Below are 17011 nucleotides of genomic sequence, written 5' to 3' on the forward strand. Positions count from 1 at the left end.
TCTGTTTTTTCAAAGAAATATCGGGCACAAAACCCCCTTATCCGTCAAAAAATATTGTTATAAAGGGAGGGCAATTCAATAAAGTTGCGACACATGCCGTTAGGTTAGTTAATAGCATCAATTGCTCAGTGGAAAACATTACAGGGAAAGATGTATTATATGAAATAGTTTCATTTGAATATGAAAGTGGCAAACATGATCGTGACGGCAGGACAGTAATTCCTAATGGTAATTATTGTAATAATATAAAATCAATAAACTCAAGAAGTTGTATTATATTACACCATTCTGGTGTTTATGTTGGTAGTAACATTTACGATAAACACGGTGAATATTCTGTTTATAATTATGAAAACGGGTATTTGCAGCCTCATTTTCTCACAAAGAGTTAAACGACAATAAATATTTATCTGATTACTCTGGATCATCTAATCCTGCATTTTGGCATGATGGATATTATAATGAAGCAATATATTCTCAGTTAAATGAATTTCCATTGGGTTATCCTTCGGCGATTTCATTAGAAGATGATGTGACTACTTTTTTGAAAGTACGAAATTTTTCTAAACGAATTCCTGTCAAAGATGGCAGTGTTTTATATTTTAAAACATGCCAAAAATCAATATCTGGAACCCCTCAATCTTCCATTGTTATTAGGCTATATGATGCTTTAAATAATCTAGTTGCGGTAGATTTTTTAGGTATTACATTGACTGATGAATGGAAAGATTATTACCGCAGTTACACTTTCAGTTTATAGAATGTGGCTTTCTGTGAAATAGCTATAACTCCAGGGAGTTATGATAATTCTCCATCAAAAATGGGTAAGATAGGTATTGCAGTATTGAACATATCAAGAACAATTATTGGTTAATTAACCTGAATTCTGGATAAATAAATTGAACTAAGTGCCTGTTCCAAGGTCGAAGTTTTCGACCAAGGAAAAACCGATCTAACAAGGAACAGGCATGAACAAATTAGTGAAACTTTTCTGTGATATCGACGATTTTTGTCAGGTTTTTATTCCTCAATAGGAAAGAATGCGTCTCCAAAAAGGCCTTCGCCAACGTAATAGCCGTATTAGTCCGTTAGTTTCTCTAGGTAATCACTCCAATGTGGGAAGCGCATTCCGCGTAAGTTTTCAGTTTTAATAATATTATGGCCAAAATTTTCTTCTCCAGACACCAATACAGTACCATAACGTGACAAATTTTTTCACCGTAAATATCATTCCGTCTCTTTGATTAGCATAGGTAAACGTCGGGTTTTATCCAAAAGTAAGCAAGTCACATCTGGCCTTGAATAATGCCCCGCAGGATCTGCAACCGATTTTGCCAATGTAATATCACTCAGATCAATATTCGCATATAACAGCCCTTCTTCATTGGGAGGCAGCGGCTTGGCAAGCTGTTTTCCGTCGGGGCCGTAAATACAGGCATAGCCTCCCCCTGTTTCAAGCAACGTTCTGTGCATTTCTGTTTGGCACATCATATCAATCATTTCTTGTGAAACCAGGCCACAGGCGCCAATAACAAAGCACTGGCCTTCTAATGCATACACATTACTGACAGCCGTATTCATTTCACCTGACAGAGCATGAACATGCCCTTTATATATAGAAAAGCTCGGCCAAGAACCAATATGAATTTGTTCATTTTGGGCAAACATCGCGTATTTGGATAGCGGTTGGAGATGCTCCCAACAATTTAAAGCGCCGACTTTCCCGAGAGATGTCTCTATAACATTTAAACTGCTGCCATCACCTTCGCCAAAAATCGTTCTTTCTACATGGGTGGGCTTCAGTTTTCTTCGTGTCAGTAATGTCTTGCCTGTCGGGTCAATAATAGATTGGGAAATATAAAGACTACTGTTGTTTTTTTCACTGAAACCCAGCACGACCATAATGTTATTGTCAGCGGCCGCTTGTTCAATTCTTTTATATTGCTCGCTATTGATAACCAATGAATTGTCATGATATTGCTTGAGGAATTGCATACCCCATAAAGGTGAATCCAGCCATATGAACCACGGATATCCCGGTATCCAAGTTTCAGGGAACGCAATTAATTTAGCGCCGTGATCGGCTGCTGACTCGATAAGTGAAATGGTCTTTTCGAGGGTAGCTTCCAGATCGAGAAAAATAGGGGCAGCTTGCACTGCAGCGACCCGAAATGTTGTTATCGACATAATATTTAGTTTCTCCGAAAATTTGACAATTATGGATAATTATCATCATCCATAAAGTGAAGACATCTAAATATTATAAAATACTCTTAACTCCCAAAAAAAATCTCATAAAAGCTGCATTTTGATTTACAGCGTAATTTTATTCTTTACAACATCACTTCAGCCACATAACGTTATCTATGCTCACTGGGTTTAATGAGAGTTCTGCCTTTCACCAGAAACCAGCCTTTGGCTGGGAAAATTCATTCCGACGAATGTGTCTTTCCCTTGCTGTCGTGCTGCACCTTGAAATCCATTGGATATGCGTCTGACTTCTAGCTGACTGACTAATCTCTGAGATTTGGGAACTATAAAATGAATACACAGCATAACGACACATCAGATAATGTTCTAACTTTCGGTTGTGAACACCCTCTAAGTTCTACTCAACAAGTTATTTGGTTTGATCAAATTACCCATCCTGATTCTTTCGATTATAACCTTAGTATAATAATTTGCTTTGAGGGAAAACTGGATGAAGCGTTATTTACTCGAGCACTTGAAAATGTGGTTTCTCGCTATGATGCATTGCGTTTACGACTGGTCAATACACACATAATACCCCAACAAACAGTTGTTAAAACTCTCCCGACATCCTTAATCCGGTATGATTTTTCACAAGTAGCTGATGCTGAAACCTGTGCTGAACAGCAGATCCGAGCTAATTTCATACGCCCCTTCCCTTTGTATGAAAAATTGTGGCGCTGCGGGTTATTTCGCGTCAGCAAGGAGCGTTGGTACTGGCAATTTTGCTGTCATCACTTAATCTCAGACGGTATAGGATTGAAGCTGATTATCACCACACTGTTAGAAAACTATAATCGTTTGGTCAACGGGGAAACATTACCCGACGATATAGCCCCTTCCTATCTTGATTTTATTGTTGAAGACAGCACCTATATTAGCTCTAAATTGTACACTCGAGATCTGGCATTTTGGAAAGAGCGTTATGAAACGTTGCCACCGGCTCTGCTCCCTCCTCCGACTTCAGTGAGCTCCGATACTCACAAATTCGCCAAACCGGTTCTTTGGAAATTGAACGAAACACTTTCTCTACAGATCGAAAATACAGTAGCTGCTCATGGGCTATCTGTTCTCCATTTTATGTATGCCATTCTGGCTTGCTATTTTGCACGCACGACACTTTCACATACGACAGGTGCAAAAGAGATTGTTATTGGCATTCCCGTGCATAATCGAAAAAATGCAAAACAAAAGTGCACACTAGGTATGTTTTCGTCAGTTATCCCTATCAAAGTAGTCATTCATTCTGGGGACTCATTTCTTGATATCATGCATAAAGCTGCGGCTGAGTTACATCACTGTTATAAACATCAACGAGTTCCAATCACAGAGATTAATCAGCACACACAGATAAAACAGAAAACAGGACACTCTCAACTTTTCGATATCGCTCTGTCATTTGAGCCTTTTGATGTGAATGTCAATCTTAATAATACCGTCGCAACGTTAAAAGGAACGTATCGTGGCGTCACGTTCCCTCTTATGATAGCCATTCATCAATATCTATCCTCCTCATCCCAAATTGAAAAGGGAAATCAGCCTTTCACCCTTGAATTCCGCTATAACATGGATTATCTGTGCCATGAAGAAGTTGTTTCCCTCCAGTCCCGTTTGGCATTATTAATAGAATCAGCCGCCACATCTTTGGATGTATCTGTTGAACAAGCTCCTTTATTGACAGAAACGGAGCGGCAAAAATTATTAGTTGATTTCAATGCCACACAAGCCGATTTCCCCCAGGATGCGCTGATCCATGAACTGTTTGAGCAACAGGCCACCCGCACCCCAGATGCTATCGCCGTGGTATACGAAAAACAGGTTATTAGCTATGCTGAATTGAATCGCCGAGCTAACCGGCTGGCCCATCACCTGATAGAATTGGGAGTACAACCGGATGAGCGGGTTGCACTTTGTATGGAACGCAGTCCAGACATGATTATTGGATTGCTGGCTGTCCTCAAGGCTGGTGGCGCTTATGTTCCCCTTGATCCGACTTATCCTACAGACCGGCTGACATATATGCTGGAAGACGCTGCACCTGTAGCTCTGCTCACTCAGAATTCACTGGTTGAGAAGGTTGAGAAACTAGTCAGCTCCATCCCTGTCATACTACTCGATAAGGCAATGTACCTTGCCATTCAGCCAGACATAAATCCGAATATCGCGGTTCTGGGATTGACATCACGCCATCTGGCCTATGTGATTTACACCTCTGGCTCTACCGGACAACCCAAGGGCGTGATGATTGAGCACCGGAGTGTACTGCGCCTGATTATCCATAATGGCTTTGCTGACATTGGCCCTGATGACTGTATAGCCCATTGCGCTAATATTTCATTTGATGCTGCGACGTGGGAAGTGTGGTCAGGTTTAGTGCATGGTGCCCGTATTTTGCTGATCCCAGAAAAAACCTTGCTGCATCCCGCTGAATTTGGTCAGTGCCTGTCATCGGAAAGCGTCAGCGCACTGTTTCTGACTACCGCCCTATTTAACCAATACGCAGGCTTGATTGCACCATCGTTATCAGGCCTGCGTTATGTCCTGTTCGGCGGGGAACAAGCTGATAACCGATCAGCCATTCGCCTCAGGGCGGAGCATGCACCAAAACATCTGTTGCATGTTTACGGGCCGACAGAAACCACCACATTCGCCACCGCTTATGACATGCCATTGCTGGAAGGAGAAGACAGAAAACTCCCCATCGGGAAACCCATCAACAATACCCGCATCTATATTCTGGATGGGCAAGGCCAACCCGTTCCCCCAGGCGCTGCCGGTGAAATCTATATTGGGGGCGATGGCGTTGCCCGTGGTTATTTGAATCGTCCTGAACTGACCGCCGAACGTTTCCTGGTCGATCCTTTCGTCTCAGAAACCGATGCCCGCATGTACAAAACCGGTGATCTCGCCCGCTGGCTGCCGGACGGCAATATCGAATATCTCAGCCGCAATGATTTTCAGGTCAAGCTGCGGGGTTTCCGCATTGAATTGGGGGAAATTGAAAATGCCCTGACCGCCCACCCACAAATCAAACAAGCAGTGGTGATGGCTCGTGAGCATAACGGCCATAAAACACTGGCCGCTTATTTGGTTACAGACGGCGCATTATCCGATGACTTATTCTCCAATCAAGCGCTGATCGCACATTTATCTGACCGCCTGCCGGATTATATGATCCCTGCCAATTTTACCCGCCTTGATTCCATTCCGCTGACCCTAAACGGTAAGCTGGATCGCCGAGCCCTGCCGGAGCCGACATGGGAAAACAAAAACAGTTATGTGGCACCCCGCAATGCACTGGAAACTCAGCTTTGTGCCATCTGGCAGGATGTTTTTGGGCTGGAACACGTTGGCATTGAAGATAACTTCTTCCGCATTGGCGGCAACTCCCTGCTGGCCATTAAACTGACGGCGGCTATCCGTCAACGTTTGGCAACGGATATCACATTGGCCCAATTGTTTGAGCAGAAAACCATTGCGGGCTTAGCAACGCTAATACAACAACCAGAGCAGCAATCCTGTATCGTCATTCCCCATCTGATGACAGAACATTATCCCTTGTCATTTGCCCAAGAGCGGATGTTGTTTATTGAGCAGTTTGAACAAGGCACCGACGCTTACCATATCCCGTATCTGGTTCAGTTGGATAACGATGCTTGCCTCCCTTTGTTAGAAGCCGCCATCAATCAATTGGCTGAACGCCATTCTGTGCTGAAGATGGTGTACCTCAAGCGTGATGACGGGCAAATCCATCAACAAAAACTGGACACGCATCTGCCCATCCAATCAATGCCGCCTTGTGACGATGCAGACCGGCTTCTGGATACCGTGTGCGCGGAAATTGCAACGCCATTTGATCTGTCCACCGAGCCGAGCCTGCGCCTGCGTCATTATCGGGTCGATAATCAGCATTACTTGCTGATGTTGTGGCACCACATTGCCTTTGATGGCTGGTCGGTCGATATTTTTATGGATGAGCTGGCGCAGATTTACCGTGCCCTGTCAGAAGGCAGTGACAATCCATTGCCGCCGCTGGAGATTACGTATAGCGATTATGCCGCATGGCAGCGGGATTATTTGCACAGTGGCATTGGTGAACACCAACTTGCCTATTGGCAACAAACGCTGGCAGGCCATGAACCGCTGGCCTTGTCGACCGATCATTCCCGACCGGCTCAAGTGAATTATCAAGGCCGTGACGTAAACTTTACGCTGGAAGAAACATTATCCAACCAGTTACGGGCGTTGGCAAAAGCGCAGGAAACGACACTGTACACCGTATTGCTCAGTGCTTTTTATGTCACGCTGGCAAAACTGTCCGGACAAGAAGATATTGTGGTAGGTACACCCACGGACAACCGCCACCATGCCCAAACCCAGCCCCTGATTGGCATGTTTGTCAATTCGCTGGTATTGAGGGCGCAGCTTCAGCAAACCGACAGCGTGGACACCCTGATTGGGCAGACCCACCGGTTGATTGCGGACGCTAAAGCCCATCAGGACATGCCGTTTGAACAACTACTGGACGCGTTGGGAATCGAACGGGACACTTCCCGCCACCCGATTTTTCAGGTGATGTTCACCTTACACCATTTTGGTGAAAATCCGCTCAATGAAAGCAAGCTGCCATTCGCTCCGGTGATATTGGAAGAGACGTTTTACAGCCCCGCTAAGTTTGATATGAGCCTGTTTCTGTCCGATGGGCAAACCCATATCACGGGTTGCCTGAATTATGCGGTCAGTCTGTTTAACGAATCCACCATCGTCAGGCTGGCGGGCATTTATCAACACGTGTTGGCGGCATTTGTGGCAGACCAGAAACAATCTCTGTCGGAACTTGACATTTTATCCGCACAAGAGCGCCATACGCTGCTTCACCGCTGGAATCAAACCGCTGCACCTTATCCGCAGGACAAGACCCTGCAACAACTGTTTGAAGTTCAGGTCGCCCAACGCCCCAATGCCATTGCCGTCATATTTGAAGACCAGCAAATCAGTTATGACGATCTCAATCGCCGTGCCAATCGGCTGGCGCATCATTTGATTGCGTTGGGTGTGCAACCGGATGATCTGGTTGCCATTTGCCTCGAACGAAGCCCGGAGATGGTGGTAGGAATACTCGCCATCCTCAAGGCGGGCGGGGCTTACGTGCCGATCGATCCGACCTATCCGGTTGAACGACTGGCCTATATGCTTGAAGATTCCACACCTGTGGCTTTGTTAACTCAGACAACACACGCCAAAAAACTAAGCAGCGCCATTGCGTCAACAAAAATTCCCACTGTATTGCTTGATGATCAGGCCGCATTCCTAGAAACCCTGCCGGACACCAATCCAGATACGCAGGCATTGGGACTGACATCACGTCATCTGGCCAATGTCCTTTACACCTCCGGCTCCACCGGGCAGCCCAAAGGCGTGATGGTGGAACACCGCAGCGTTTTACCCCTGATTATCAATAATGGTTCTGCCGACATGGCTACACACGATTGTGTTGCCCATTGCGCCAATATTGCGTTTGATGTATCAACGTGGGAAATCTGGTCAGCCCTGCTCAACGGGGGACGCCTGTACATCATTCCACAATCCACGTTGCTTGATCCTGTGCGTTTCCGCGCCGCCCTTATCCAAGGGCAAGTCACAGCGCTTTGGCTGACTGCTGGTCTGTTCAACGAATATCTCGATACCCTCCAACCGCTGTTCGGGCAATTGCGCTACCTGATGGTCGGCGGTGATGTTCTCGATCCACAGAGAATCCGGCAAGTACTGTCAGCGGACACCAAACCAGCACATCTGATTAGTTGCTATGGCCCGACGGAAACCACCACATTCTCCACCACTTACTCGATTAAACCCCCGCTTGATGTGGCTCATTCCATTCCCATCGGCCGCCCGATTGCCAATACTCGGATTTATATTCTGGACGCGTATGGGCAACCGGTTCCCCTCGGTGTTGCGGGTGAAATTCATATTGCGGGGGCAGGCGTTACCCGTGGCTATCTGAAAAACCCTGAACTGACGGCTGAACGCTTCCTCACTGATCCCTTCTCGCCGGAACCGGATGCACGCATGTACAAGAGTGGCGATCTCGGTCGTTGGCTGCCGGACGGAAATATTGATTATCTTGGCCGCAACGATTTTCAGGTCAAGATTCGGGGATTTCGCATTGAACTGGGAGAAACCGAGAGCCAACTAAGGCAATGCATCGGAGTACGCGAAGCCGTGGTTCTGGCCCGTGAAGACAAAAATACGGGGACAAAACAATGCCTGATTGCCTATGTTTTGCCCCAGCCCGGTGTTGAATTAAAACCCACTGAACTGTATCGGCAATTGTCGCAAAAGCTGGCGGAGTTTATGCTGCCCAAAGCCTTTGTCATTATGGATACCTTTCCCCTAACCCCCAATGGTAAACTTGACCGTCAGGCGCTGCCAATGCCGGACCAAGCTGCAGTAATTACCCGTGACTATGCAGCACCAGTGGGTGATGTTGAAACCGCACTGGCGGATATCTGGCAAGAGCTGTTAGGGTTGGAACAGATTGGCCGCTACGACCATTTCTTTGAGCTTGGTGGGCACTCCCTGATTGCCGTCAGTCTGATTGAACGGCTGCGTAGTCAAGGATATACGCTGGAGGTTCGCAGTATTTTTTCATTTCCGCAACTGACAGACATGGCACAAGCGGTGATGCAGGTTCGATCAGAGGATATGCCGGACAGCATCGTACCTCCTAACCTCATTCCCGTTGGCTGTACTGCCATTACCCCTGATTTTCTGCCACTGGTAACGCTGTCTCAGGCGGATATTGACACAATTGTCAATAACGTGGCTGGCGGAGCTGCTAATGTGCAGGATATCTACCCACTGGCTCCCTTGCAGGAGGGAATTCTGTTCCATCATCAGCTACAGGAAAACACAGATACCTACCTGTTAAGCAGCCTGTTGGCCTTTGACACTCAAGAATACCTTGATGATTTCTTGAATGCCCTGCAACAGGTGATAGACCGCCATGATATTCTGCGAACCGCTGTTTGTTGGCAGGGATTGAGCCAACCTGTCCAGGTAGTCTGGCGGCAGGCCCCACTGCCAATCATTCCGTTTGTCCCTGTGCCAGCAAAGAACATTACAGCGCAATTGCAGGCACATATGATCACACGGTTAAATATCAGTCAAGCGCCGCTGTTCTCCGCCTGTACTGCCCACGACCCAGAAAATCAGACATGGTTGCTGGCACTAAGTTTTCATCATCTGGTTTGCGATCATATGACACTGGAACTAATCATAGAGGAAATTCGCCTGTTACTGCAGGGGTTATCAGAAGCCCTGCCTCAACCGCTACCATATCGGAACTTTGTTGCCCAAACTTTAAACGTACCGGCTGCGGTACATGAAAATTATTTCCGTGAACGGCTTGCTGACATTAATGAACCCACCAGCCCCTTTGGCTTGCTCAATGTGCAGGGCAATAGCCAAGTAATTACCGAATCCCATTTGTTGCTCGATGAGTCACTCACACGAACTCTCCGTACGCAAGCCCGCCAACTGGGAGTTAGCCCGAGTGTGCTGTTCCATGTGGCCTGCGCACAGGTATTGGCCCACACCAGTGGTTGCGAGGAGGTCGTCTTTGGCACTGTATTATTAGGACGGTTACAGGGTTTAGTCGGTGCGGATCAAGTAATGGGTTTATTTATCAATACATTGCCGGTTCGGATATCCCTTAGCAATCAAGGGGTGCTGGTGGTGGTGCAGGCAACAGCCAGAGAGCTGGCAACCCTGCTGACACATGAACAGACACCATTAGCGCTAGCCCAGCGTTGCAGTGGCATCATTCCTCCCATGCCTCTGTTCAGTGTGTTGTTCAATTACCGACACACCTCATCAGACTTTGCAGAACAACCTGTCTTGGAAGGTATGCGCCTGTTGGCGTCAGAGGAACGGACTAACTACCCACTGGCTCTTTCAGTGAATGATTTCGGCGACGGTTTTGGTCTGGTGGCTCAGGCTATGGCCGGAATTGACCCCGACCGAGTAGTAAATTACCTGCTTACAGCCCTCCAAAAACTAACTGAAGCATTGCAAGCCGAACCCCAACGACCTGTTCTTAGCCTGTCCATCTTGTCGGAGGCTGAGCGTCAGCAATTATTGGTGGATTTTAATGCCACCCAAACCGATTTTCCACAGGACTTCCTGATCCATGAACTGTTTGAGCAACAGGCCACCCGTACCCCAAATGTTATCGCGGTGATCTACGAAGAATCTTGCCTTAGTTATGATGCCCTGAACCGCCGCGCCAATCGTTTGGCCCATCATTTGATTGCACTAGGGGTGCGTCCTGATTCTCGGGTGGCAATCTGTGTCGAACGCAGCCCGGACATGGTGATTGGTTTACTCGGTATCCTCAAGGCTGGCGGAGCTTATGTCCCACTCGATCCGGCCTATCCGCCTGAGCGTCTGGCCTACATGCTTGAGGATTCCGAGCCAGTTGCGTTGTTAACTCAGGCAGCACTCAAGGGTAAGCTGAATACCACCATTGCCACCGTACTGCTTGAGAATGTACTTTATCCCCAAGGCGCGTTAACGGAGGCACAACCGGAACACAATCCGGTTAGCCAAATGCTGGGGCTAGCATCTCATCATCTGGCGTATATTATCTATACCTCAGGTTCAACCGGCCAGCCTAAAGGTGTGGCAATTGCCCACCGCAATACGGTTAACTTCCTCACGTGGGCACAACATACGTTCAGTCCGGAAGAATTTGCACATACCCTTTTTGCGACTTCACTGAACTTTGATTTGGCGGTGTTTGAATGCTTTGCGCCCCTGCTTGCTGGTGGCACAGTGCATCTTGTGCCTGATGTGTTGTCGTTACTGACTCAAGAACATATCGCCCAAAAACAAGGCGCACCTGAACCCTCCATCAGCCTGATCAACACAGTGCCCTCCGCCATGGTCCGGTTAATGGAATCCAACACCATTCCCGCAAGTATCCGGAGTGTCAACTTAGCCGGTGAAGCGCTGAAATCACATCTTGTCGAGCGGTTATTGACTCATACCTCCGTACATCATGTCTGCAATCTGTACGGGCCTTCTGAAACCACAACCTATTCGACTTGGACGCGAATGACGTCAGAAACCGGATTCGTCAACCATATCGGCCGACCGATCGCGAATACCCGAATTTATATTCTTGACCGTCATCATCAGCCTGTACCCCTGGGGGTTATTGGCGAAATCTATATTGCCGGTGCAGGAGTGGCCCGTGGTTATCTTAACCGCCCTGAACTGACGGCGGAGCGTTTTCTTGCTGATCCTTTTTCCCAAGACACCCATGCGCACATAACCAATGAGCGTATGTATAAAACAGGGGATCTCGGCCGCTGGCTGCCGGACGGCAATATCGAATACCTCGGCCGCAATGATTTTCAGGTTAAAATACGTGGTTTCCGCATTGAGCTGGGGGAAATCGAGACTCGGTTAATACGCTGTGACGGGGTACGTGAGGCAGTGGTTTTGGCCCGTGAAGAGGATGAAACCAAGCAAAAACAGCTGGTTGCTTATCTCTTGCCACAAGTCGGGGCTAAACTGGTTCCGGCTGAATTGCGTCAGCAACTCTCAAGATACTTTGCCGAGTACATGTTGCCCAGTGCTTTTGTCATTCTTGATGCGTTCCCGCTGACCCCCAATGGCAAACTCAACCGTCAGGCACTCCCTGCCCCCGGTTTATCCGCCATGATAACCCGACATTATGAAGCGCCAGTCGGCCAAACCGAAACAACTTTGGCACAAATTTGGCAAGATTTACTGGGCGTAGAGCGCATTAGCCGCCATGATCATTTCTTTGAACTGGGTGGGCATTCACTTATCGCGATGCAGTTGTTGAACCACATCAGAAAACAAGGCATGGAGGTGTCATTAGCAACGTTATTCTCCCATCCGACATTATGTGATTTAGCTTTGGCGATTAGCAGCCACTCCATCAAACCCAGTTCACCTTTTACTGCCAATCCGGTGCCTTTAAGCCCTGCTGGTCATTTACCACCCCTATTCTTGATACATGAAATCATGGGTGATTTGCTGGTTTATTCTCAGCTAGTCACTTTATTGCCAGCAGAATTGCCTGTCTATGGGTTACAGGCCCTTGGCCTACACACAGTCAAGAACCCACCAACTTCTATTGAAGCACTTGCAGCTTACCATATCCATGCCATTCGTCGAATTCAGCCTCATGGTCCTTATTATCTGGCAGGTTGGTCCATAGGTGGAACTATCGCTTACGAAATAGCTCTGCAATTGAGTAGTGTCGGAGAGAAAATCGGGTATGTTGGCATGATCGATTCCTACAATTTCAGCGGGCATAAAAAAAACAGTCTTCAATTTGTCGATGATAGACAGAAAAACATCAGCACATTGATTCAATATCTGGCGGATAATAGAGAGAAGCTTACTGAAGACAATTTGGATGCGCTTTATGCTCTACACGGTTGTGAAGTGCTCCAATGGTTACCAAAAGAAATTCCCAAAGAAGATATTCTCTTTCGTCTACGTACTTTGGAAATCATCATACAGATTAGCCATAGGCATATATCTTCAGCTTCCTCTTTGCCCATCCATCTTTATACTTCAGCCGATTCAGTTTCCGGATTCGATTGCTGGCATGGATGGCATGATATTGTTGGAGAACACTCCGTGCTCCAACTTATTGGAGGAGATCATCACACTATCATGCAATTACCTTGGCTCCACCAGTTGGTTAATTCCATGATCGGGCATTTGTTATTTGATAAGAAATTTCAATGAATTTCAAGATGCAGCCAGCCAGCTGGCTGGCTGCCATTGAATGAATTGTGATTTCAATTAGTTCTGAATGATTAATTGTGAATGGTTACACTTTCGTCAACAGAAATACGGCCCATGCGGACATGATGAGTCGGCGCCTTTGGGTCAGCATATCCAAACGAGATACCGAATAGCAGACGATACTGTTCTGATACACCGAGTATTGCTCTTACTGTGTCAGCATGAAAGCCAAGCAAAGTTTGGGGTATACCAGAGTAACCTCTGGCGACAAGTGATAAAAGAAATGTCTGCCCATACATGCCCATATCTGCTGCAACGCGAATGTTATCACCAAATGAAGGCATGAAAAGAAAAGCGACATGAGGTGCGCCAAAAAATTTAAAGTTGCGTAAATAGACTTCATCCCGTTTGGCTTTGTCTTCACGCGCTACACCGAGGGTTTCATAATAAATCTGGGCCTGCTCTTGGCTGCGGTCAAAATAATCCCCATAAAAATCCGCATAATCAAAAGTAAAATCAGGTGTAACAAGCCCTTCTGAACTATTTTGGGTCATAGTCTTCTCAAGTGCATCTTTTGTTTTGCCTGATGCAATATGCACATGCCACGGCTGGGTGTTGCAGTTAGATGGAGAACGCTGTGCATCTGCTAAAATGGGGTTTTGTGCCCGATGCATCCAAAAGTTCCATGGTGATGAATTAATATTTTAAAATTATTTAATTATAGAGTTATTCTGAATTTTTGATGGTTTTTGAAACTTTGGATATGGTATGTCTGGAACATCCCAATAAATAAACAATCGCGTTATAACTTTTTTTCTCTCTGAGAAGCCCTTCTATTTTTTGATGCAATTTTTTATCCACCGGGCGACCTTTATATTTACCTTCCTGTTTAGCTTTCTTTACACCCTGAGCCTGACGACGGCGTCTGTCCTCGTAGTCTTTCCGGGCAACGGCGGCCAGCATATCAAGCATCATGTTGTTGAGTGCCGTCAACATACGTTCTGTGAACTCATCGGAGCCCTTCATGAACTGATGGCTGGTCGGGAGATCCAAAGAAACCACTTTCAGTCCCTTATGGCTAATCATATATTTCAGTTTTTCCCAGTCAGCCGTATTCAGCCGACTGAGACGGTCGACTTGTTCAACCAAGAGCACATCGCCCGGCATAGCCACATCAAGCAAACGGAACAACTCTGGACGATGAAGCCGGGCACCGGATTCATTTTCTTCAAACCAACAGGCAACCTGAACGCCTAATTCACTGGCGAACTCAATCAGCTCATTTTTTGCCCTTGAAGCATCCTGCTCACTTGTCGATGCTCTCAGGTATCCGTAAATCCGTATATTGGCATTCATCAGTGCACTACACATGGTGTCATTATTATGGTGCACTATACATAGCGTTACGTTATTTTCTGCACTGGTATTTAGCCAGTGTATTAAAAGTACACCCTATCAGCACTCTTCGTGAACGTTTTTGGCCACCTTTGTTGGTACAAAAATCTATTAAGGAAAAACATGCAGCCGACGCGCCCAAGCCGGATACAAATTCTTAAAACCGATGAAATTGATGAGCTATATCGCCGCCCCGAATTCAGTCAGACAGAACGTGAAGAATATTTTGCCCTGAATGACACACTGCTTGAACACATCCGCGCAATAGAGAAACTCGAAAACCGTATTTATTTTATTCTCTTTATTGGATATTTCCGGGCTAAGCCCGTTATTCCCAAATTCCATTTAAAGGACGTTAGACCGGATGTTATGTATATTTGCCAGACCTACTTTTCAGGCGCAAAACCACGGTACACTGAGTTGGCCAAATCAACCCGATCCCGGCTAATCAATCAGGTTCTGGCCTTGCTTAGTTTTGAGCAGCTAACCCCCGCCATGACTGACAATTTGGTCTTACGTCTCCAGGACGTCGCAATCATCTATGCTGATCCCCGATATATGTTCGATGAATGCATCGCATTCTTTAGTCAGCAGCGTATTGCCCTTCCGGCATACAGCACGATCCAGACGCTTATTACCCGGACGCTCAGTGCCGAGAGAAAGCGAACCGAAGCCATTCTATCCCGACAGATGTCGGAAAATACGGTTAACACCCTACAGAGCATCATGGCAGACAAAGGACTACTTAACAGCCTGTCCGGATATAAGGGATCAGCCCGTAGCTTTTCGCCCTCAGAGCTGGAGCGTGAGCTGAATACACACAGAACCATAAAGAGTATTTACCCTGAATTAAAATCTCTGCTTGAGGCTCTTCGATTATCCCGTGGAAATAGGCTCTATTACGCCTCCGTTGTAAAGCACCGTTCAGTTTATAAAATCAGGCGAATGCCCAAGTGGCAGGGGCTTCTCTATCTGTGTTGTTATCTCTTTTTTCGATATAGAGAAAACAACGACAGGCTGGTGACCGCATTTTGCTATCTTGTCACAAAACATCATGAATCCGCAAAAACGTTTGCCCAGCAAAAAATCGCTGAAGAACTGGAAGTGGTCAGAAATAAGCTTAAGTATGCAGGCAATGTTCTGAGCTTATTTGTTGATAATACACTCAGTGACAGTGTTCCGTTTGGTGAAATTCGCAAACAGGCATTTTCACTGATTGATGAAGGTGATATGAGAAAAATCAGCCAGCATCTTTGCAAGGAGAATTTTGATCTCATTGACTATCAATGGCAATACACTGACAAACACGCCCGCAGAACATCAAATTCTCTGCGCAAGCTGTTCAGGGCTATTGATATTGAGTGTTCCCCTGACCAGCCTCTGATAGCGGAGCAAATAACCACTGCTAAAGCTGACCTGGACAAACACAAACGAATCACGTGTGTGACGCAGGAATTCATCCGTCCACGTGACCTGCGTTATCTTCTTGATGGCGATGACATTCATCTCCAGCGGTTTGAGTTCTATTTGTATCACCGGATTGATCATATGATTAACAGCGGCAGAATCTATGTGACCGAGAGTGAAAAAAATAAACGTCTGGAAGATGACCTTATTCCGGTGGATGTCTGGATGAAGGAAAAACCAGAGCTGATTGAAAAAACAGGACTTAATCGTCTTAGTGAGCCCATTACTCAGACGCTGATGCAGTTGGAAACGAGGTTAAATACCTTGTTTGATCGCGTAACAGCTAACATTAATGCGGATGCCAATGATTTCGTAAAATGCCAGCCCCGCTCTAACCGTCTGACATGGAGTCTGGCGAACCGTCGCTGGAAAGCCGGTATTGACAACCCGGTTTACAGCCAGCTCAAGCACAAAGGAATTATTGAGATTATGAGTTACGTCAACCGCAAAACAGGCTATCTCAGCGCCCTTGAAAACATGACAACCTATAAGAAAGAGTCAGAGAAACGGGAAGGCGATTTGATTGCCTGTATTTTCGGCAACGGCGCAAACTATGGTCTACATCGAATAGCCGCTGTTTCCGATCGCAGCGTAGGCGCGCTCCGGGCTGTCAATGATAGTTATATTCGACCAGAAACGACCCACGCTGCCAATGATATTATTTCCAATGCGATCGCCCGCTTACCCATATTCAAATATTACACCATCAATGAGGCTGCGCCTTTTGGTAGTATCGATGGACAAAAACACGGTTGCCGGATAAACACATTCAAGGCTCGCTTTTCTGCCAAGTATTTCCGCAAAGGTAAAGGGGTATCAGCATTGTCGCTGGTCGTCAATCATGTTCCGGTCAATACTGTCGTGAACGCACCGAATGAGTTTGAGGGGCATTTTGCTTTTGATCTGCTCTATAACAACAGCAGTGATATCCAGCCGCTCTCGGTTTCGACGGATAATCATGGGATCAATAATGTCAATTTTGCCTTGCTGGATATTTTCGGTTACCAGTTTGCCCCTCGTTATGCCAAGTTCAAAAAAATTTTTGAAGAATTGTTCGATATCACCTTACTGGGTGAAAAACTCCATATTTCTTTGAAAAAACAGA

General features: G+C 46.3%; 7 protein-coding genes. 4 read left to right on the top strand and 3 right to left on the bottom strand.

The genetic code is table 11. The features are described from left to right. Both FE392_RS18745 and FE392_RS18750 read left to right on the top strand, forming a co-directional pair. On the top strand, positions 1 to 392 hold a 392-nt coding region (locus FE392_RS18745; RefSeq protein ID WP_319931674.1), incomplete at its 5' end, for a hypothetical protein. A gap of 104 nt (positions 393 to 496) precedes the next feature. Then, a complete protein-coding gene (locus tag FE392_RS18750) occupies positions 497 to 760 on the top strand; it encodes a hypothetical protein (RefSeq protein ID WP_319931675.1) in 264 nt (87 codons plus the stop codon). Positions 761 to 1227: 467 nt separating this feature from the next. Here FE392_RS18750 and FE392_RS18755 read toward each other — a convergent pair whose 3' ends face one another. Further along, the gene (locus FE392_RS18755; RefSeq protein WP_319931676.1) at positions 1228 to 2187 is read right to left on the bottom strand and encodes a carbon-nitrogen hydrolase family protein; all 960 of its coding nucleotides are present in this window, start codon (positions 2185 to 2187) and stop codon (positions 1228 to 1230) included. A 354-nt stretch (positions 2188 to 2541) separates the two neighbouring features. Between FE392_RS18755 and FE392_RS18760 the strand changes: the two genes are divergently transcribed. Further along, a complete protein-coding gene (locus FE392_RS18760; RefSeq protein ID WP_319931677.1) occupies positions 2542 to 13044 on the top strand; it encodes a non-ribosomal peptide synthetase in 10503 nt (3500 codons plus the stop codon). Between the two features lie 71 nt (positions 13045 to 13115). Here FE392_RS18760 and FE392_RS18765 read toward each other — a convergent pair whose 3' ends face one another. Together FE392_RS18765 and FE392_RS18770 are read right to left on the bottom strand one after the other, a co-directional pair. Next, on the bottom strand, positions 13116 to 13718 hold the full coding sequence (locus FE392_RS18765; protein WP_319931678.1) for a nitroreductase family protein: 603 nt from the start codon (positions 13716 to 13718) through the stop codon (positions 13116 to 13118). A 52-nt stretch (positions 13719 to 13770) separates the two neighbouring features. Beyond that, entirely contained in the window at positions 13771 to 14400 is a 630-nt protein-coding gene (locus tag FE392_RS18770; RefSeq protein WP_319931679.1) for a recombinase family protein, read from the bottom strand. Between the two features lie 162 nt (positions 14401 to 14562). Here FE392_RS18770 and FE392_RS18775 point away from each other — a divergent pair. After that, a partial coding sequence (locus tag FE392_RS18775) for a Tn3 family transposase (RefSeq protein WP_319931680.1) occupies positions 14563 to 17011 on the top strand: 2449 nt, incomplete at its 3' end.

It is taken from the genome of Xenorhabdus santafensis (assembly GCF_033949405.1).
In the GTDB taxonomy this organism is placed as follows: domain Bacteria; phylum Pseudomonadota; class Gammaproteobacteria; order Enterobacterales; family Enterobacteriaceae; genus Xenorhabdus; species Xenorhabdus santafensis.